Origin of the sequence: Roseovarius dicentrarchi (genome assembly GCF_003316635.1) — a bacterium.
Taxonomy (GTDB): Bacteria; Pseudomonadota; Alphaproteobacteria; order Rhodobacterales; family Rhodobacteraceae; genus Roseovarius; species Roseovarius dicentrarchi.
The window spans coordinates 108,191-126,759 of record NZ_QNQP01000001.1 but is presented as its reverse complement, the minus strand read 5'-3'; the positions used below and the strand labels follow the sequence as shown (position 1 = coordinate 126,759).

General features: G+C 62.4%; 16 protein-coding genes. 12 read left to right on the top strand and 4 right to left on the bottom strand.

The window, feature by feature from the left end; all coding sequences use genetic code 11:
- Window positions 1-4 precede the first annotated feature (4 nt).
- From DQ230_RS00585 to DQ230_RS00540, 10 genes are all read left to right on the top strand, one after another.
- Window positions 5-1,234, top strand: a complete 1,230-nt coding sequence (locus tag DQ230_RS00585; protein ID WP_113910544.1) for a branched-chain amino acid ABC transporter permease — start codon at window positions 5-7, stop codon at window positions 1,232-1,234.
- Window positions 1,231-1,950 carry an ABC transporter ATP-binding protein gene (locus DQ230_RS00580; RefSeq protein ID WP_238987378.1) on the top strand — a complete coding sequence of 240 codons (720 nt, stop codon included), beginning with the start codon at window positions 1,231-1,233 and terminating at the stop codon, window positions 1,948-1,950. The genes DQ230_RS00585 and DQ230_RS00580 overlap by 4 nt, the downstream gene beginning before the upstream one ends.
- Window positions 1,951-1,978: 28 nt before the next feature.
- Window positions 1,979-2,692 (top strand): ABC transporter ATP-binding protein, encoded by a 714-nt coding sequence (locus tag DQ230_RS00575; protein ID WP_113910543.1) that lies wholly within the window; start codon window positions 1,979-1,981, stop codon window positions 2,690-2,692.
- A gap of 25 nt (window positions 2,693-2,717) precedes the next feature.
- Window positions 2,718-3,200, top strand: a complete 483-nt coding sequence (locus DQ230_RS00570; protein ID WP_203227968.1) for a VOC family protein — start codon at window positions 2,718-2,720, stop codon at window positions 3,198-3,200.
- A complete protein-coding gene (locus DQ230_RS00565; protein ID WP_113910542.1) occupies window positions 3,197-3,940 on the top strand; it encodes an SDR family NAD(P)-dependent oxidoreductase in 744 nt (247 codons plus the stop codon). The genes DQ230_RS00570 and DQ230_RS00565 overlap by 4 nt, the downstream gene beginning before the upstream one ends.
- A gap of 89 nt (window positions 3,941-4,029) precedes the next feature.
- Complete coding sequence (locus tag DQ230_RS00560; RefSeq protein ID WP_113910541.1) at window positions 4,030-4,806, top strand: SDR family NAD(P)-dependent oxidoreductase; 777 nt, start codon at window positions 4,030-4,032, stop codon at window positions 4,804-4,806.
- A 12-nt stretch (window positions 4,807-4,818) separates the two neighbouring features.
- The gene (locus DQ230_RS00555) at window positions 4,819-7,011 is read left to right on the top strand and encodes an alpha-ketoacid dehydrogenase subunit alpha/beta (protein ID WP_113910540.1); all 2,193 of its coding nucleotides are present in this window, start codon (window positions 4,819-4,821) and stop codon (window positions 7,009-7,011) included.
- A gap of 11 nt (window positions 7,012-7,022) precedes the next feature.
- A complete protein-coding gene (locus tag DQ230_RS00550) occupies window positions 7,023-8,270 on the top strand; it encodes a pyruvate dehydrogenase complex dihydrolipoamide acetyltransferase (protein ID WP_113910539.1) in 1,248 nt (415 codons plus the stop codon).
- A 7-nt stretch (window positions 8,271-8,277) separates the two neighbouring features.
- A complete protein-coding gene (locus DQ230_RS00545; protein ID WP_113910538.1) occupies window positions 8,278-9,072 on the top strand; it encodes a shikimate dehydrogenase family protein in 795 nt (264 codons plus the stop codon).
- Between the two features lie 1,110 nt (window positions 9,073-10,182).
- Window positions 10,183-11,076, top strand: a complete 894-nt coding sequence (locus DQ230_RS00540; protein ID WP_238987377.1) for a DMT family transporter — start codon at window positions 10,183-10,185, stop codon at window positions 11,074-11,076.
- Between the two features lie 10 nt (window positions 11,077-11,086).
- Here DQ230_RS00540 and DQ230_RS00535 read toward each other — a convergent pair whose 3' ends face one another.
- Window positions 11,087-11,788, bottom strand: coding sequence for a dimethylsulfonioproprionate lyase family protein (locus DQ230_RS00535; RefSeq protein WP_113910537.1), 702 nt, complete (start codon window positions 11,786-11,788; stop codon window positions 11,087-11,089).
- A 164-nt stretch (window positions 11,789-11,952) separates the two neighbouring features.
- Window positions 11,953-13,512 carry an ABC transporter substrate-binding protein gene (locus DQ230_RS00530; RefSeq protein ID WP_113910536.1) on the bottom strand — a complete coding sequence of 520 codons (1,560 nt, stop codon included), beginning with the start codon at window positions 13,510-13,512 and terminating at the stop codon, window positions 11,953-11,955.
- Between the two features lie 307 nt (window positions 13,513-13,819).
- On the opposite strand from DQ230_RS00530, the gene DQ230_RS00525 reads away from it, so the two are divergent.
- Window positions 13,820-14,062 carry an HP1242/YdcH family protein gene (locus DQ230_RS00525; protein WP_113910535.1) on the top strand — a complete coding sequence of 81 codons (243 nt, stop codon included), beginning with the start codon at window positions 13,820-13,822 and terminating at the stop codon, window positions 14,060-14,062.
- Here the strand turns inward: DQ230_RS00525 and DQ230_RS00520 are convergent.
- On the bottom strand, window positions 14,059-15,447 hold the full coding sequence (locus DQ230_RS00520; protein WP_113910534.1) for a helix-turn-helix domain-containing protein: 1,389 nt from the start codon (window positions 15,445-15,447) through the stop codon (window positions 14,059-14,061). The two genes, DQ230_RS00525 and DQ230_RS00520, sit on opposite strands and share 4 nt — an antisense overlap.
- 67 nt (window positions 15,448-15,514) lie before the next feature.
- Entirely contained in the window at window positions 15,515-16,732 is a 1,218-nt protein-coding gene (locus tag DQ230_RS00515) for a multidrug effflux MFS transporter (protein ID WP_113910533.1), read from the bottom strand.
- Window positions 16,733-16,906: 174 nt separating this feature from the next.
- Here DQ230_RS00515 and DQ230_RS00510 point away from each other — a divergent pair, with 174 nt between their 5' ends.
- Complete coding sequence (locus DQ230_RS00510; RefSeq protein ID WP_113910532.1) at window positions 16,907-18,439, top strand: acyl-CoA carboxylase subunit beta; 1,533 nt, start codon at window positions 16,907-16,909, stop codon at window positions 18,437-18,439.
- Window positions 18,440-18,569: the final 130 nt, after the last annotated feature.

Sequence of the window (18,569 nt, the reverse complement as noted above, 5' to 3'; positions counted from 1 at the left end):
GGCCATGAAGATCGGAACATTGGCAATTCTGACCATCGGCGTGGCGCTTTTGCTGGCGCTGCCGTGGTTGGTATCGGATTCCATGCTGAATGCGGCGGTGCAGATGCTGATCGCGGCGCTCTTTGCGATGGCCTTTGGCCTGCTATGCGGGCGGGCGGGCATGCTCAGCTTTGGCCACGCGGCATATTTCGGCGTTGGCGCATTTGCGGCGGTTCACGCCATGAACGCATTCAACGGCGAGGGTCTGTTGCCGACGCCGCTGCTGCCGCTGGTCGGCGCGGGAACGGGCATGATCAGCGGGCTTATTGCCGGCTATTTCTCGACCAAGCGGACGGGCGTCTATTTCGCGATGATCACCCTTGCGCTGGCCGAGCTGTTGCACGCCCTTGCGCCGCATCTGAAAGCGGTCTTTGGCGGAGAGGCGGGGATTTCCTCGTTTCGGATGCCGGCCTGGGGCTTTACCTTTGGATCGCTGAGCGAGGTCTATTATCTGACGCTGATCTGGACGCTGGGCTGCATCCTGCTGCTGTATCTGTTCAGCAAAACCCCGCTGGGCCGTCTGGCGCTGGGCCTGCGCGAGAATGCCCATCGGATGCGGTTTCTGGGATATAACACACATGCGCTCGGTACGCTGATCTTTGCCGTATCGGCGATGTTTGCGGGGATCGCCGGTGCGTTGCAATCGCTGAACCTTGAGGCTGCCAATTACGTCGTTCTGGAATCGCACATATCGACGGCGGTTGTACTGAACAGCTTCATCGGGGGCGTGCGGGTGTTTTTCGGGCCTGCCATCGGCGGCGCGTTGATGACGTTCTTTGGCTACATCACCTCCGATCTGACGCGGGTGTGGCTGCTGTATCAGGGTATCATCTTTGTTCTGGTGATGATGTTCATGCCGCGCGGTATCGTCGGTGAGGTGATCGAGCGGTTCCGGCATTCATCTCTTCGCGGGCTTGCTCAAACGGCGGGGACAATGGCGCTCCGCGTGGCCAGCCTTGCCATCGCGGCCTTTGGTGGCGTGTTCATGATCGAGTTTATCCAGCGCTTTCTGTCGTCCGACTATCGCGCGACGGCGGGCAACGGCAACTGGCCTGACATCGCGCTGTTCTCATATGTCTGGTCGCCCGTGTCCGTGCTGCCATGGGCGTTTGGCATAGGCCTGTTTGCCATTGGTATTGCGCTGACAATGATCGTCAATCGCCGCGCTGCGGCGGCTCAGGAGGCAAGCGCATGACCGATACCATCCTTGCCTTGCAGGACGTTCACAAATCCTTTGGCGAAGCCAAGATCATTCAGAACGCCAACCTTGATGTCCACCGGGGCGAACGTCACGCCATCATCGGGCCGAACGGGGCGGGCAAATCCACGCTGTTTCACCTGTGCTCGGGTCAGTTTGCGCCGACATCGGGAAAAATCGTGCTGAATGGCAAGAACATTGCCGGGCTCAAACCTGCCGAGGTAAACAGGCTTGGCCTCGCGCGGTCGTTTCAGATCACCAACATCTTTCCCGGTGTCACGGTTCTGGAGAACCTGCGCCTGGCCGTCATGCGCAAGCACAACCTGCAATTTGTGTTCTGGCGCTCGGCCGCGCGGCTGAAGAAGGTCAATCAGGAGGTCGACGATCTGTTGACCAAGATCCGCCTGACCGAGCGGGCCCATTCGCTGGCCAGTGAAATGTCCTATTCCGAGCAAAGATCGCTGGAAATCGGCATGACATTGGCTTCGGACCCGCAGGTGATCCTGCTGGACGAGCCGATGGCGGGGATGTCGCAGGAGGAAACCGATTACACCTCCGGGCTGATCCGTGAAATCACCGACGGGCGCACCCTGCTGATCGTGGAGCACGACATGAGCGTGGTCTTTTCGCTGGCGCACCGCATCAGCGTGCTGGTTTACGGCGAAATCATCGCCACCGGCACACCCGAGGAATCCGCGCCAATGCCCGCGTGAAAGAAGCCTATCTGGGCGAGGAGGTAGCATGAGCGATCCTATTCTCTCGGTTGAGAACCTGCACACCTACTATGGCAAAAGCCACATTCTGCACGGTGTCACCATGGATGTGCAGCGCGGCGAAGTGGTCAGTCTGCTTGGGCGCAACGGATCGGGGCGGTCAACCACGCTGAAATCGATCATGGGCCTCGCCCCGCCCAGTTCGGGTCACGTTCGGCTTGATGGCGAGGATCTGGCAGGCCAGCGCAGCTATACGATTTGCCGACGCGGACTGGCCTACGTTCCTGAAGAGCGCGAGATCTTTCTGAACCTGACGGTCGATGAAAACCTTGAAATGGGTCAGCAAAAGGGGCCGGAAGGCGCGACCAAATGGACGGTCGACCAGATGTTCACCTATTTCCCGCGCCTCAAGGAACGCCGCAACACCCGCGCGGGTAGTATTTCGGGCGGCGAACAGCAGATGCTGACGATGTGCCGTTCGCTGTTGGGCAATCCGCTGGTGATACTGATCGACGAGCCGACCGAGGGTCTTGCGCCCAAGATCGTCACGGTGGTTGGCGAGGTCATAAAGGACATCAACAAGCAGGGCGTTTCAGTGGTGCTGGTGGAACAGAAGCTGACCATCGCGATGAAGGTGTCACACCGCGTCTGCGTGATGGGCCATGGCCAGATCGTGTTTTCCGGCACGCCCCAGGCCCTGAATGACGCGCCGGAAATAACCGAAGAATGGCTTGCCGTCTAAGCACGCGGCGCGAGGAGAGATACCCATGAAAATGACTGCCCCTATGGAAATCGGCCTGACGGTCAAAGACCTTCCTGCCATGCTGGATTTCTACCGCGACGCTTTCGGGCTGACGGTGGAGGCCGATGTCACCGTGCCCGCGCCCAAGGCCGATCAGGCCGCGCTCAGCGCCGGTGGCTACCGCGTTGTGCGCCTGCAAACCCCATGGGGCGAGCGGATCAAGCTGCTGGCGCCGGATCTGACGCCATCGGACATGCCGGCGCCGGGGGCGCATATTCTGGACCAGCACCCCGCCAGCTATGTCACCTTCATCGTTGACGATATCAAATCTGTCACCGCCCGCGCCGTGGCGGCCGGCGCCCGGTTGATGACCGGCGATGATCCGGTCGAGGTGCGCCCCGGCACCTACCTTGTGTTTCTGCGCGACCCGGAGGGGCATATCGTCGAGATCGTTCAATATGCAGATATTCACGCGTATCGCCCTGATTTGGTTGAAAATCCCAAATGATGTTTGATTTCAGTGGTCGCACGCTCGTCTTGACCGGGGCCAATGGCGGGATCGGCCGCGCGGCCGCGTCGCTGTTCCATGCGGCGGGGGCAAATCTGGTGCTGGCGGATAGGGATGCGGATGCGCTGGCGACCTTCGCCGCCGGGCTGGCACCGGACACCGGCGCCGGCATGGTCGAAACGCTGGAAATGGATGCGGCGAACCCTGCCGATGCAGACCGCGTGATTGCCGCCGCCGCCGATCTGGGCGGGGTTGATTTTCTGGTGCCGTCTGCCGGCATATATCTGGCCGAGCCGTTCGCGCAGATGACAGATGACGAGTGGCGGCGCACGCTGTCCATCAACCTTGACGGCGTGTTCTACATCACGCGCCGCGCGGTGGATCATCTGGCGCCGGACTCGTCCATCGTCAATCTCAGCTCCATGGCGGCGCATCGCGGCGCGATGACCAACGCGCATTACGCCGCGTCCAAGGGCGCGCTTGGCGCGATGAGCCGCGCGCTGGCCAAGGAGCTGGCGCCGCGCACCCGCGTCAACGCCGTGTCGCCCGGCGTGATCGAAACGCCGATGACCGCCGATCTGATCGCCACGCGCGGCGACGACACGTTGCGCCACACGCCGATGGGGCGGGTTGGCCGGGCATCGGAAATCGCGTCCGTCATCGCGTTTCTCTGCAGCCCGGCGGCAAGTTTCGTCAACGGCGAGACGATTCATGTGAACGGCGGCCTCTACATGGCCTGATCGGATGTGCCGGGCAGGCCGGCATCTATTTCGGGCGATCCAGACATCGCCGCGCGCCGCGCCGCGCAAAACAGGGACAAGGACATCGCATGGATATTCACTTCGATTTTTCTGGCCGCACGGCACTGGTGACCGGCGCGGCCTCGGGACTGGGGCTTGCCATGGCGAACGCGTTTGCAGATGCGGGCGCGTCCTTGGTTCTGTTCGATATGGACGCAGGCGGCGCCGCCGCAGCGGCCGAGGCGATCAACACACGCCATCCCGGCCGGGCGATCGCGCGCGCCGGGTCGATCACGGATCAGGCCCAGGTTGCAGCGGCTTGCCGCGATGCGCAGGCGCTGACCGGGCGGCTCGATATCGTGATGAACAACGCCGGCATATCGGGCAACGCGTCGTCGCTGGACCTGGACGAACAGACCTGGCGCCATGCAATCGACGTCAACCTGACCGGCGCGTTTCTGGTCGCGCAGGCGGCGGGCCGGATCATGGCCGATCAGGGCGGCGGGTCCATCGTGAACACCGCCTCGATGTACGGTGTTGTCACCGCGCCCGAACGGGCCGCCTATTGCGCGGCCAAGGCCGGCGTCGTGGCCCTGACCAAGGTGCTGGCCATCGAATGGGCAGACCGCAACATTCGGGTCAATGCCATCGGGCCGGGCTATGTGCGCACCGCGCTGACCGAAACGCTGATACAGCAGGGGCGGATCGATCTGGATGCGCTGCATCACCGGGTGCCGGCGGGGCGTCTTGGAACGCCCGAAGAAATCGCACAGGCCGCATTGTTTCTGGCCTCTGACGCGGCCGCCTACGTGACCGGCCAGACACTGGTCGCAGATGGCGGCTGGTCTTCATATAGCTATTTGTAAAGGACATCTGACATGCCCACCTACACCGATCTGATGCCCAAGACATACTGGCGCGACATTGCCGCCGCCCCCGAGGATCGCGCCGCGCTGGAGCCAACAATCGGCCGCACCATGCTCAGCCAGTTGCACCTGATCCGCGCCTTCGAAGAAAAGGTTCTGGAACTGGCCGGGCAGGGGCTGGTCCATGGGCCGGCCCATTCTGCCGTCGGGCAGGAGGGCGGCGCGGTCGGGTCTGCGCTGGCGATGCGTGGCAGCGATCAGGTGAACGGATCGCACCGCGCGCATCACCAGTTTCTGGCCAAGGCGCTGGCCTATGTCGCGCCCGATGGCATTGATCCCGAGGCCAGCATTGGTGACAACCTGCGCCATCTGTCCAAGCGCACGCTGTCGGAAATCCTGGGCCTTGCCGATGGGTTCTGCAAGGGGCGCGGCGGGTCCATGCATCTGCGCTGGGGCGAAAGCGGCAATTTGGGCACCAACGCCATTGTCGGCGGCGGCGTACCCATGGCGGCGGGCGCCGCATGGGCGCACAGGAACGCGGGTACCGGCGATGTGGTTTATACCTATTTCGGCGATGGGGCAATCAACATCGGCTCGGTCCTTGAGACGATGAACATCGCCGCGGCGTGGAAGCTGCCGATCTGCTTTTTCGTCGAAAACAACCGCTATGCGGTGTCGACCCATGTGGACGAAGTCACCGCCGAACCGCGCCTGTCGGCGCGCGGTCTGGCCTTTGGTATCCCGGCGCTTCGCGTGGACGGGATGGATACGATCGCGGTCTATCTGGCGTGCCAGGAGGCCAACGAGATCATGCGCAAGGGCGGTGGCCCGGTGGTGATCGAGGCGGATGTCTATCGCTATTTCCATCAGAACGGCGCATTGCCCGGCTCTGCCTTCGGCTATCGCAGCAAGGAGGAAGAGGCCGAGTGGCGGGCGCGCGATCCCCTGGACGCCATGGCGCGCGATCTGATGGAGCGTCAGATCATCGGATCGCAAGGCATCGAAGACCTGCGCGCCAACTGCCAGACCATGATGGACGAGATCGCGGGCGAGCTGATCGAGGAAGTGGACGGCCAGCGCCGGATCATTCCCGCACTCTGGCCCGAAGAAAGCTTTCGCGATATGGGCCTGCGCGGCGATCTGTCCGAATTCGACGGCGCACGGTTCGAGGAAGAAGCGACCTTTACCGGCGAGCTGACGGATGACGTGAAATTCATCGACTGCGTGGCAAACGTCATGACGCGCCGCATGGAGACCGATGACCGCATTGTCGTGATGGGCGAGGATGTCCACCGCCTGAAGGGTGGCACCAACGGCGCGACACGCGGTCTGTCCGATGCGTTCCCCGATCGCTGCCTTGGCACACCGATTTCGGAAAACGCCTTTACCGGTCTTGCCGGTGGCATGGCGGCCGATGGCCGCGTGCGCCCGGTGATCGAATTCATGTACCCTGATTTCATGTGGGTCGCCGCCGATCAGGTGTTTAACCAGATTGGCAAGGCGCGGCATATGTTCGGCGGCGAAAATGCCATGCCGGTTGTGCTGCGCACCAAGGTGGCCATGGGCACCGGCTATGGATCGCAGCATTCCATGGACCCTGCCGGCATTTTCTCCACCGCGCCCGGCTGGCGCATTGTCGCGCCCTCAACGCCGTTCGACTATATCGGCCTGATGAATTCGGCGCTTTTGTGCGAGGATCCGGTGCTGGTGCTGGAGCATGTCGATCTTTATGCATCCAAAGGCCCGGCGCCTGCCAGCGATCTTGATTACTTTATCCCGCTGGGCAAGGCCAAGGTCGTGCGCACGGGCGCCAGGATGACGATCCTGACCTATCTGTCGATGGTGCAGTCCACCGCCGACGCGGTCGCGCGGCTGGGCATCGACGCGGAAGTCATCGATTTGCGCAGTCTGGACCGCGCAGGTCTGGATTGGGAAACGGTAGAGGCATCCATCAAGAAAACCGGCAATGTGCTGATCGTCGAGCAGGGCGCCGCCGGGACGTCCTATGGCGGATGGCTGGCGGACGAGCTGCAACGGCGCTGCTTTGACTGGCTGGACCAGCCGATCAAACGTGTGCATGGCGCCGAAGCGTCGCCCAGCATTTCCAAGGTTCTGGAGGCCGCCGCCTGCGCCCGTCCGCAGGACATCGAGACCGCGCTGCGCGAGGTCATGGCCGATCAGGGCCTGCCGCTGGCGGCGGAATAAGGAGCGCGATCATGCCCAAGGAAATCACGCTGCCGGCCCTGTCCGCAGGGATGGAGGACGCAATCATTGCCCGCTGGCTCAAGGCCGAGGGCGACATGGTCGCCCAAGGCGAGGCGCTGGCCGAGGTCGAAACCGACAAGGCCACGATGGAGCTGGAGGCGACTGCCGCCGGGCGCGTCGGCCTGATCGCCGTGCCGGCCGGGGAGCGCGCCAACGTCAACGATGTGATCGCCGTATTGCTGGAGGAAGGCGAGGACGCGGCGCAGATCGCCTTGCCGGACGCGCCCGCAGCATCGCCAGCGATGGACCCGTCGCCAGAACGGGCGCTGGACGGCGCCAGTCAGGCTCCTGCACCCAAGCGCGATGGCGCCGATGTCATCGCCTCCCCGCTTGCACGGCGCGTCGCGGCGCAAAAGGGCGTCGATCTGGCGGCGCTGACGGGGTCAGGCCCGCACGGGCGGATCGTGCGCATTGATGTTGATCGCGCGGCAGACCGGCAAGCTGCCGCGCCCGCGCCTGCCGATACCGCGCCCGCCAGTGCGCCCGCGCCCGCGCCCGATATGGCCGGGCTTGGCGCATACGAGGCAATCCCGCACAGCAGTATGCGGCGCACGATCGCGCGGCGGCTGCTGGAGTCCAAAACAACGGTTCCGCATTTCTACCTTGAGGCTGATTGCGAGATCGACGCGTTGCTCGATCTGCGCGCGCAGATCAACGAGGGGCGCGATCCTGCGGATAAAATCTCGGTCAATGACTTTGTCATCAAGGCGGTTGCACATGCGCTGGCTTTGGTGCCGGAGGCGAACGCAATCTGGACGGATGATGCCATCCTGCGGCTGAAATCCGTTGATATTTCCGTGGCTGTCGCCACTGATGGCGGGCTGATTACGCCCGTCATACGTCAGGCAGATACGAAAAGCCTTGGGGCTGTTTCCAGGGAAATGAAAACACTTGCTGTCCGGGCGCGCGATGGCCGCCTTTTGCCCGACGAATATCAGGGCGGTGGTTTTTCGCTGTCCAATCTGGGCATGTTCGATGTCAAAAGCTTTTCCGCCATTATCAACCCGCCGCAAAGCTGCATCCTGGCCGTGGGCGCAGCCGCGCGCCGCCCGGTGGGACGGGGCGATCAGATTGTCCTTGCCAACGTGATGAGCGTGACACTGTCCGTCGATCACAGAGCGGTCGATGGCGCTGTCGGCGCGGCATGGCTTGCTGCATTCAAGGACGCGGTCGAAGCGCCCATGACCCTTTTAGTATGAGGATGCTATGACGATTACAGGACACACGAAAACGCTGGCAATTCTGGCCGATCCGGTCACGCATGTTCGCACCCCGCAGGCTCTGAATCGCAAGTTCGAAGAGGAGGGCGTCGACGCGGTGCTTGTCCCGCTCGAAGTGTCGGCCCAAGATTTGGCTGTAGCGATGACCGGCCTGAAAGCCTGCCGTAATTTCGCAGGGTTCGTGGTCACGGTGCCGCACAAGACCACCATCCCCGCCTTGTGCGATACGCTCAGCTCGCGCGCAGAGGCGGCGCAAAGTGTGAACGTGATCCGGCGAAGCGCCGACGGCCTCCTTCACGGGGAGCTGCTGGACGGTGAAGGTTTCGCGCTTGGGCTGACACGTGCCGGCGTTAAGCTGGCTGGCAAAAAGGTGTTTTTGGCCGGCGCCGGCGGTGCTGCAAGCGCGATTGCATTCTCTCTTGCGGCGCAGGGCATCAGCGCGCTGACGGTCGCCAACAGATCTGCTGCCAAGGCCGAAGCGCTGCTGGCGCGGCTGCGCCAACATTTCCCCGATGTCGCGTTGCGTGCCGGCACTGATCCGTCGGATCACAATATCGCCATCAATGGCACGTCGCTGGGGCTGAAGGCAGACGATCCGTTGCCTTTCGATGTTGCCAGGCTGAGCGATGGAACGCTGGTTGCAGAGGTCATCATGCAACCCGAAATAACTGCACTTCTCAGGGCCGCCGAGGCCCGCGACCTCAAGATCCATACAGGGCAGCATATGCTGGACGCACAACTTTCCGAAATGTTCCGATTTTTAACGCAGGATATGACATAGGATAACCGGATGCATTGCGCATCGCACATTCCAGGCGCAAGAAATTTGTTTTGGCACGGGTCGTGATGATCCGATCGGTGATACGATAAAAACGAGAGTGCCGCTGAAATTCGACGTTTCGTCCGAAATAAGGGCGCCTGACACAGCACCGCCACCGGGCACCGCAGTACGGATGCAAAAGGCCCCACAACGCCCGCACTGGCGGTCAAGGTGTCGCGTTGACTTTGATCCTGCAAAAAAAAGGTGCGTCGCGCGGGCTGTCATTTCTGAAGTTTGCGCAGAATGATACTGAATAACGGTGGTAATCCAGTCATGAAACCCCACCGTGACTTGCCTGTGTGTAGGCACATCTGGAAAGGGTAAATAAAGGTCTTCGGGACGTGAAGAGGACGACTCGCAGCAATCCGGGCCGGGTGACTTCCGCGCCAAGTCTGGTAATGATCGCACCGAGGCCGGGCCAATAGTGAGGCCGGTCCATATTGAAAAGTCACCGAGTTATAAGTGGTTAGCCCACTTTCACCGGCGCTCCGGTTTGCGACCATCGGGAATGGTCAGCAAAATTCCATACTCCGGGCAGCTCATGTTGCCGTAGGGATGGATGGGGGTGCGACCTGATCGGCTTGGTCAATCTGACAAAGAGGCGTATTTAAAATAATTCGGAACCATGGTTCGATGCGTGGCCGGATTACGATACAGGCAAACAACATCACTCTACGATCATTCTGGATAATTCTAGCACTCACCCAAGTCTGGTATTTTGCGGCAGGATTGCTTTGTCCCCCGGTTTTACAGCGGCGATCAAAGCACTTACTGTAATTTTTTATTACAAAGGTTGAACAGGCCGAACCCCGTCGCTTGTTGATGTCCAGTATTTATAGAACCACTGTCCGCTGCCGCGAGCTGTTCACTCTCAGAGTCTCCGTTTTTCGCGCAAGTCACGTGAGCCCTACATTTCTGTCAGCGCTCGATTGCAACATTCTGCGGTTTCTGATGACGCCGCATGGCGGCCGGCTCCCTCTCGGCAGGTGTATTTGGGAATGATGAAAAAAGCGGCAGATCACGGCTCGACATTCGGGGCCGCATCGGCATGTTAGCGGTATGACTGCGCAAATGAATACGCGGCCCGGCTGGGGCATTTTCTGGATGGTGATCACGGGCGTCCTGTTTGTTGGCGTGACCGCGCTGGTCAAGACGATTGGCACGCGGTTGCCCGCGCCGCAGGCGGCGTTCTTGCGCTATGCGCTGGGGCTGGTCCTGTTGGTTCCGGCGCTGCCGGTGATCCGGCGTGCGCCCTACAGCCCGCGCCTGTGGGCGGTGTTCGGCGCGCGCGGTGCAGTGCATACCGTTGGGGTGGCGCTGTGGTTCTATGCCATGGCGCGGATTCCGCTGGCCGATGTGACGGCGATGAATTTCCTGTCGCCGATCTATGTCACCATCGGCGCTGCGCTGTTTCTGGGCGAGCGGCTGGCGCTGCGCCGCCTTCTGGCGGTGATTCTGGCGCTGATCGGGGCGCTGATCATCCTGCGTCCGGGCCTGCGCGAGGTCGGGCCGGGGCATATGGCGATGGTGCTGACGGCGATCTGTTTCGGCGCGTCCTACCTCTTGGCAAAGCTGGCCTCGAACGAGGTGTCGCCGGTCGTCGTGGTGGGTATGCTTTCGGTGACGGCGACCATCGGGCTGGCGCCGCTGGCGGCGATGGATTGGGTCACGCCGACGGCGCTGGAGCTGTTTATCCTGTTCGGTGTCGCGGCGCTGGCGACGGCAGGACACTACACCATGACCCTGGCCTTTCAGGCGGCGCCGCTGGCGGTGACCCAACCGATGACGTTTTTGCAACTGGTCTGGGCGGTGCTGCTGGGCGCGCTGGTGTTCGGCGAAGGGGTTGACCCTTACGTGGTGCTGGGCGGTCTGGTGATCGTCGCGTCGGTCAGTTTCATCACCTGGCGTGAGGCGATCCTGAAGCGCCGCGCGATCACACCGACCAGCCTGGAGACCAAGCTGTAGCGCGCCCCTGTCAGCCTGCCGGTTTTGCGCGGCGCGGGGCGGTCAGCTTCATCCCCGGTGCGCGCAGGCGGTCTGCGGGTCCGGTCCAGGCATAGGCCAGAAGGCAGGGATCGCGGTCGCCCGTGGTGATGCGATGCTCGTCGCCCGAGCGGTTGAAGATCAGCGATCCGGGCGCATAGACCGCCGCATTGTTTTCCGACCACGCACCAGCGATTGAAATATAGCTTTCCTCGATGTCCATGTGGCTGTGCTGCGGATAGGTGGTGTCGGGCGCAAACAGCACGAAGCCCAATATCAGCCGGTCTGACGGCACCGGCCCCTGAGGGCCGAGGATTTCGCAATAGGCGTATTTGCGGGCGAGGGATTTCGAGATCTGGGCATATCCATATTCCCATGTCAGCGCGCCGCGCACTTCGCGCAGGGCGCGGGCCATGCCCTGCATCGCGGCCCGCTCGCCCAGATCCAGTGCGCGGGGCAGGTGGGCGGTGACCGGTTTCAGATGCGGCGCGCGCGGCGTCATTTCGGGGTTTGCGGCAAAGCACGCTGACAGCGCATCGCGCACCCGCTTGCGATGGCTGCGGATCGGTGCGCTGCCCCCGTCCGACCCGTGGCGGTAGAGCGCGTCGAATTCGCGCAGCAGATACAGCCAGTCCGGGCTGTCATTCAGGCGCGGGGGGCTGTCGGCGTTGGGGTCGTTTGCGGCGGATGTCATCAGCCTCTCCGGTTCGGGACTGCGGCCACCGGCGCGCAGTTCAGCATGGCAGACGGGCTGCGCCCCACGCAAGACGGTGCAATAAAAAAAAGCTGCCGGGATCCTCATCCCGGCAGCTTTGATTATTTAACGATCCAGATCTCCCAGAGGGGTCCGCGCGCGGCTTAGACGAACCACCACCGCTCGGCCCAGCGTTCGCCGTCCATGTCCCAGTTCGACGCGGCCTTTTCGGGCATGCCGATCTTGGCGTCGGTGGCATAGACGTAGTTGGCGAACATCGGGATGATCACCGACCCTTGGGTGCTGACGATCTCTTGCAGTTCGGAATACTGCTGCTGGCGTTTGTCCTGATCCAGCTCGGCGCGGGCCTGTTTGAGCAGCGCGTCGAATTTTTCGTTGCACCAGAAGCCGTCATTCCATTCCGCGCCGCAGGTGAAGGCGATGGAAAATGCCTGATCCTGCACCGGGCGCCCGCCCCAATACACCGCCGTGAAGGGCTTTTTCATCCAGACGTCGGACCAGTAGCCGTCATTCGCCTCGCGCACGACCTTGATATTGACGCCCGCCGCCTTGGCCGAGTTCTGATAGAGCGTCGCCGCATCCACCGCCCCGGCGAAGGCCGCGTCAGAGGCCGACAGTTCGACATCGACAGAGTCGACGCCCGCTTCCTTGAGGTAGAATTTCGCCTTGTCGGGGTCGTAGGTCTTTTGCTCCAGCTCGGTGTTGTAGAACTGCTGGTTCTGGCCGATTGGAATGTCATTCCCGACCGAGCCGTAGCCGAACAGGATCTTCTCGACCAGCTCCTCGCGGTTGATGGCGTATTTCATGGCAAGGCGCACGTTGTTGTCCGAAAACGGCGCCTGACGCGAATCCATGGCAAAGGTGAAATGCTGCGTCCCGGCGATCGAACTGATGTTCAGGTTGGGATTGCGCGACAGCAGGCCGATGGTTTTCAGGTCCAGCTTGTCCACCGTATGCACGTCGCCCGATACCAGCGCCGTGGTGCGGGCGTTCTGATCGGTCAGCACCAGCATTTCGATGCTGTCGAACCATGCCACGTCGTCGCGCCAGTGGTTTTCGTGCCGCTCCAGCGTGGTCGAAACGCCCGGCTTGAACGATTTGATCTTGTAGCTGCCGCAGCCGTCGCCGGAGCGCCAGTCGATGCCGCCGTCGGTGGCGGGCAGGATGGCCAGATGATAATCGCTGAGGATGAAGGGAAAATCGGCGTCGCCGCCGTCCAGCGTGAACACGACCGTATCGTCGCCTTCGGTGGTGATATCCTGAATCGCGGCGATGATCGGGCCGGCGGCCGATGTGGTGCCTTCGGCGCGGTGAAAGTTGATGGATGCAACGACATCCTCGACTGTTACTTCCTTGCCCGAGTGATAGGTGACGCCCTTGCGGATCTTGAACCGCCATGTCTTGGCATCCTCGGATGCCTCCCAGCTTTCGGCGACTTCGGGGCCGATGGACCCGTCTGCCAGCACTTCGGTCAGGTGGCCGTCCTTGGCAAAGGTCAGCGCGATCATATAGCCGTTTTCATAGGTGCCGGGGTTCAGCGTGTCGGTCGTCTGGCCGTGGCCCTTGCCGATGCGCAGGTTGCCGCCGCGCTTGGGCGTCGCGGCATGGGCGCCGCCCAGCGGCAGTGATGCGGCGATGGCGCCAAGGGCGGTGGTTTTCAAAAACCCGCGGCGGTCAAGCCGGCTGTTGGTAAGTAACGTCATAGTGGTTCTCCCTTATCATATTGAAACGTCAGCATATTAGATGCGCGGCCAGTCGTATTCGTGACGGCTGCACTGCTGGCTCGGGCGGTGGCCGGGCGTGCCGGGCCTGCCGTATGGGCGTAATCCATGGTGGGAGCGTATTATGATGCCTTGCCGGTTTGCAACCTGTATGTGGAGGCGCGGGTTTGGCCCTGAACGCCGGGGTCAGGTCTGTCCGCGGCTCCGGCCGCGGTTTGATCGGGGTCAAGGCGCGCCGGCAGCGGGCCGGCCAGAGTAAGGCCTAACCACAGACGCGAAAGGCAGATGAATGACACATGTTCCCCACCAGTTGGCCGCCGAATTTCCAGACAAGGCCGACCAGATTTCCAAGATGGAGCAGACAAACGCCCATTTTGCCCGCCTGACCGAGGAATATGACGAGGTGAACCGCATCGTTCACAAGGCCGAGACGAACGTCGCCCCGATGGACGATCTGGCCGAAAGCGAGATGCGCAAGAAACGCACCGCGCTGAAGGATGAAATTTACCAGATGTTGACGAAGTCGGCCTAACCTACGTCATAGGGCAGCACGCCGCGCGCGTCGGGGCGGATCGTCAGGCGCCGCTCCAGCGGGGGGATCGACCGCTGGTGGCAGTCGGTCCGCTCGCAGATGCGGCAAGAGATGCCGATAGGCTCGAACGCGCCCGCGCTTGTCAGGTCCAGCGTATCGGCATAGACCAGCGCGGGCGCGTGTTTCACCTCGCATCCCAGCGCGATGGCAAAGCGGCGCACCGGCGCGCCGAAATGGCCGCCGGGCTTGGACACGTCGCGCGCAAGGTTGATATAGCGCACGCCGTCCGGCGTTTCGGCCAGCTGGCGCAGGAAGCGGCCCGGCGTCTCGAACGCGCGGTGCACGTTCCACAGCGGGCAGGCGCCGCCGTAGCGGGCGAACTGCATCCGCGTGGCCGAATGGCGCTTGGTGATCGTGCCGGCCTGATCGACGCGCACGAAGAAAAACGGGATGCCCTTGGCACCGGGGCGTTGCAGGGTCGACAGGCGGTGGCACACCTGTTCGATCGACGCGCCAAAGCGGTGGGCGAGGATTTCCAGATCGTGGCGGCACTCGCGCGCCGCTGTCAGGAACGCGGTGTAGGGCATCAGCGCGGCCCCGGCGTAATAGTTGGCCAGCCCGATCTTGGCGATGGCGCGCGCCTCACCCGACTGGAACCGGGCCAGATCCAGCGTTGCCTCCAGCAGCTTGTCCTGCGTCAGCAGCGCCAGTTGCAGCAGCATCTGGAAACTGCGGGTTTCGGGCGCGGCGCGGGCGCTGAGGTACAGGATGCCGCTGCCCCGGTCCAGCCGCCGCAGGGGCGCGTCATCGCTGTTGACCACGGTGATGCCGATCTGCGCCAGCGCCTCGACCGCGCGGGACTGGGCGCTGCCGTCCTTGCCGCCGAACCGTTCGGCGGCGCGGTCGACGGCGTCGATATAATTATCGCAGTAATGGAAGAAATCGCGCACTTCGGTCCAGGGGCTTTGCTGGGTCTGGGCATCGTCGCGCCCCAGCGCCTCGTCCAATGAGGCCAGCCGTTCATGCGTCTGGCGGTAGGTGCTGTGCAGTTCCAGAAACGCGCGCGCAAGGGCAGGCGCGCTGGAGGCGACCAGCCGCAGCTCGGCCATATCGGGCATGGCGGCGAAGACCGGATCGGCCAGCGCCTCGCGCATGTCCGACACCATGCGCTCGGCCTCGCCGGTCCCCAGCTCGGTCACGTCAAAGCCGAACTCCTGCGCCAGCGCCAAAACCACGGTGGTACTGACCGGGCGGTTGTTATTCTCCATCTGGTTCAGATAGGGCAGGGACACGCCCAGCCGCGCCGCAAAATCCTTTTGCGTCAGGCCGATACGCTGGCGCGTCTCGCGCAGCTTGGCCCCGGCGTAATGCTTGCGTGCGCGCATGTTCGTCCCGATTTGCAGCTTAGCTAATGGCCGATATTAGGTTTGCAAACCGCCGCGCGCAAGCCGGTTAGCAAAGGCCCAGCCGCGCCTCGCGCCGCATCACCAGCCGGATCGTGACAATCCCCGCGCCCGCCGTGACCAGCATGATCCACAGCAGGGGAAATGCGCCCGATTGCGGCGTCAGCCACGCGCCCGCCAGCGCCGACAGCACCGCGCCGCCCCCGATCATCAGCGCCCCCGACAGGCCGCTGGCAGTGCCGGCCAGATCGGGGCGCACCGACAGCGCGCCCGCCGTCGCATTGGGGATGGTCATGCCATTGCCCAGCCCCATCAGGATCATCAGACCAAAGAAACTGGCTGCACTGCCAAGGCCAAGATAGAACAGCGCAAGGTTGACGGCGATGCCGAGCGTGACGATCAGCGACCCCCAGTAAACCATGCGATTTACCCCGATCCGGGTCGAAAACCGGCCTGAAATAAAGTTGCCCGCAAAATACCCCACAGCAGGCGCCCCGAAGTAAAAACCAACCTGCGCAGGCTCAAGCCCAAAGACATGATCACCGATATATGGGGCCCCGCCAAGATAGGCGAAAAACGCACCCGACGACAGCGCCGCCGCCATGGCATATCCCCAGAACCGAAGCGATCTGAACAAAACCGGATATTCCCGAAACTGCTGCGCGAATGTCAGGCCGGATCTGCCCGAGGTTTCGCCCAGATCGGCCCAGGTGATCCAGAAAATCAGCGCCCCAACGATCAAAAGCGCCCAGAAATTCGATTGCCAGCCAAATGCCTGATCCAGCATTCCACCAAAAACCGGGCCAAGCATCGGCACCACCGCCATGCCCATCGTGACATAACCGATCATGCTGGCGGCCTGATCTTCGGGCACCATGTCGCGCACGATGGCGCGGCTGAGGACCATGGATGACACGATAGCAGCCTGCATCATGCGGAAGAACAGGAACATGCCCGCCGTCTCGGACAGCGCGCACCCGATTGTCGCCAGCAGGAAAACCGCCAGCCCCCACAGGATGACAGGGCGGCGCCCCAGCTTGTCCGAAATCGGGCCGATCAGAATTTGCAGGACCGCGTTGACCGCGAGGTACAGTGCGACAGACAGTTGCATCAGCCGGTAAGGCGCATCGAAATAGTCTGCCATGCCCGGCAGGGACGGCAGGAAGATGTTCATCGCCAGCGCCGCCACCCCGGCAAGCAATATCAGCGTGACGATATGCGGCGGCGTGCGCCGGTTCAGGAATTTGGAACGTGTGCGCTTGGTCATGGCCCAACGGCTAGGCCCGCCGCCGTCCAAAGTCCATCTGGCGGCCCGCTGATATGCAAGTTTGCAGAACGCGCTGCGGCAGTATTCAGATCTTTGCAAATTTGCAGGATTTCGCTGTTGCGGCGCCCGGCGGCGCGTGTAGCATTGCGAAAACCTCAAAGGGGAGGCCCCGCTGTGAAAGACATTCTGCAAGAACTCGAAGATCGCCGTGTCGAGGCCCGCAAGGGCGGGGGCGCGCGCCGCGTCGCTGCCCAGCACGAAAAGGGCAAGCTGACCGCGCGTGAGCGCATTGATCTGCTGCTGGACGAGGGCAGCTTTGAAGAATTCGACATGTTCGTCGCGCATCGCTGCATCGATTTCGGGATGGAGCAGGACCGCCCTTACGGCGATGGTGTCGTCACCGGCTGGGGCACGATCAACGGCCGGCTGGTCTATGTGTTCAGCCAGGACTTTACCGTGCTGGGCGGGTCCGTGTCGGAAACCCACGCAAAGAAAATTTGCAAGATCATGGATATGGCCGTGCAAAACGGCGCGCCCGTGATCGGGATCAACGATTCCGGTGGCGCGCGTATTCAGGAAGGCGTCGACAGCCTTGCCGGTTATGGCGAGGTGTTCCAGCGCAATATCACCGCTTCGGGCGTGGTGCCGCAGATCAGCGTGATCATGGGGCCCTGTGCGGGCGGCGCGGTCTATTCGCCCGCGATGACCGACTTTATCTTTATGGTCAAAGACAGCTCTTACATGTTCGTGACCGGCCCCGACGTGGTGAAAACCGTTACCAATGAGCAGGTCACAGCCGAGGAGCTGGGCGGCGCGACGACGCATACCCGCAAATCGTCGGTCGCTGACGCCGCGTTTGAAAATGACGTCGAGGCGCTGGCCGAAGTGCGCCGTCTGGTCGATTTCCTGCCCTCCTCCAACCGCGAAAAGCCCCCGGTGCGCCCGTTCTTTGATGATCCGGGCCGGATCGAGGATTCGCTGGATACGCTGGTGCCGGACAATCCCAACATGCCCTATGACATGAAGGAATTGATCACCAAGATCGCGGATGAGGGTGATTTCTACGAAATTCAGGCGGAATTCGCCAAGAATATGATCACCGGCTTCATCCGGATCGAAGGGCAGACCGTTGGTGTCGTGGCCAACCAGCCGATGGTTCTGGCCGGGTGTCTGGACATCGACAGCTCGCGCAAGGCGGCGCGGTTCGTGCGGTTCTGCGATTGCTTTGAAATTCCGCTGCTGACGCTGGTGGATGTGCCTGGCTTCCTGCCCGGTGTGACGCAGGAATACAACGGCGTGATCAAGCACGGCGCCAAGCTGCTGTTTGCCTATGGCGAGGCGACGGTGCCGAAGGTGACTGTCATCACGCGCAAGGCGTATGGCGGTGCATATGTTGTGATGGCGTCCAAACATTTGGGCGCGGATTTCAACTATGCCTGGCCCACGTCCGAGATTGCCGTGATGGGCGCCAAGGGCGCGACCGAGATCATTCACCGCGCTGACCGGGGCAACCCCGAGAAGTTGGCGGCGCATGCCAAGGATTACGAAGATCGTTTCGCCAGCCCCTTCATCGCCGCCGAGCGCGGGTTTGTGGATGAGGTGATCATGCCGCATTCCACGCGCAAGCGCGTCGCGCGGGCCTTTGCGTCCCTGCGGGGGAAGCAGGCGCAGATGCCGTGGAAAAAGCACGACAACATCCCGCTGTAACGCCCGCAAGGGGCCGTTTTTGCACGGGCAGGAGCCAAAAACCGTGAGACTTTGCGCAACCACAGACGCCGCACCGGCGCCATTGGGAACTACCCGAATGGCAGCGGCGTTTGCATGCCTGAAGGAGAGC

Coding starts and splice junctions, on each gene's coding strand:
- DQ230_RS00555 (WP_113910540.1), top strand. CDS start 4,819: ATGCCCACCTACACCGATCTGATGCCCAAGACATACTGGCGCGACATT.
- DQ230_RS00580 (WP_238987378.1), top strand. CDS start 1,231: ATGACCGATACCATCCTTGCCTTGCAGGACGTTCACAAATCCTTTGGC.
- DQ230_RS00585 (WP_113910544.1), top strand. CDS start 5: ATGAAGATCGGAACATTGGCAATTCTGACCATCGGCGTGGCGCTTTTG.
- DQ230_RS00550 (WP_113910539.1), top strand. CDS start 7,023: ATGCCCAAGGAAATCACGCTGCCGGCCCTGTCCGCAGGGATGGAGGAC.
- DQ230_RS00575 (WP_113910543.1), top strand. CDS start 1,979: ATGAGCGATCCTATTCTCTCGGTTGAGAACCTGCACACCTACTATGGC.
- DQ230_RS00545 (WP_113910538.1), top strand. CDS start 8,278: ATGACGATTACAGGACACACGAAAACGCTGGCAATTCTGGCCGATCCG.
- DQ230_RS00540 (WP_238987377.1), top strand. CDS start 10,183: ATGAATACGCGGCCCGGCTGGGGCATTTTCTGGATGGTGATCACGGGC.
- DQ230_RS00565 (WP_113910542.1), top strand. CDS start 3,197: ATGATGTTTGATTTCAGTGGTCGCACGCTCGTCTTGACCGGGGCCAAT.
- DQ230_RS00520 (WP_113910534.1), bottom strand. CDS start 15,447: ATGCGCGCACGCAAGCATTACGCCGGGGCCAAGCTGCGCGAGACGCGC.
- DQ230_RS00570 (WP_203227968.1), top strand. CDS start 2,718: ATGAAAATGACTGCCCCTATGGAAATCGGCCTGACGGTCAAAGACCTT.
- DQ230_RS00530 (WP_113910536.1), bottom strand. CDS start 13,512: ATGACGTTACTTACCAACAGCCGGCTTGACCGCCGCGGGTTTTTGAAA.
- DQ230_RS00515 (WP_113910533.1), bottom strand. CDS start 16,732: ATGACCAAGCGCACACGTTCCAAATTCCTGAACCGGCGCACGCCGCCG.
- DQ230_RS00535 (WP_113910537.1), bottom strand. CDS start 11,788: ATGACATCCGCCGCAAACGACCCCAACGCCGACAGCCCCCCGCGCCTG.
- DQ230_RS00560 (WP_113910541.1), top strand. CDS start 4,030: ATGGATATTCACTTCGATTTTTCTGGCCGCACGGCACTGGTGACCGGC.
- DQ230_RS00525 (WP_113910535.1), top strand. CDS start 13,820: ATGACACATGTTCCCCACCAGTTGGCCGCCGAATTTCCAGACAAGGCC.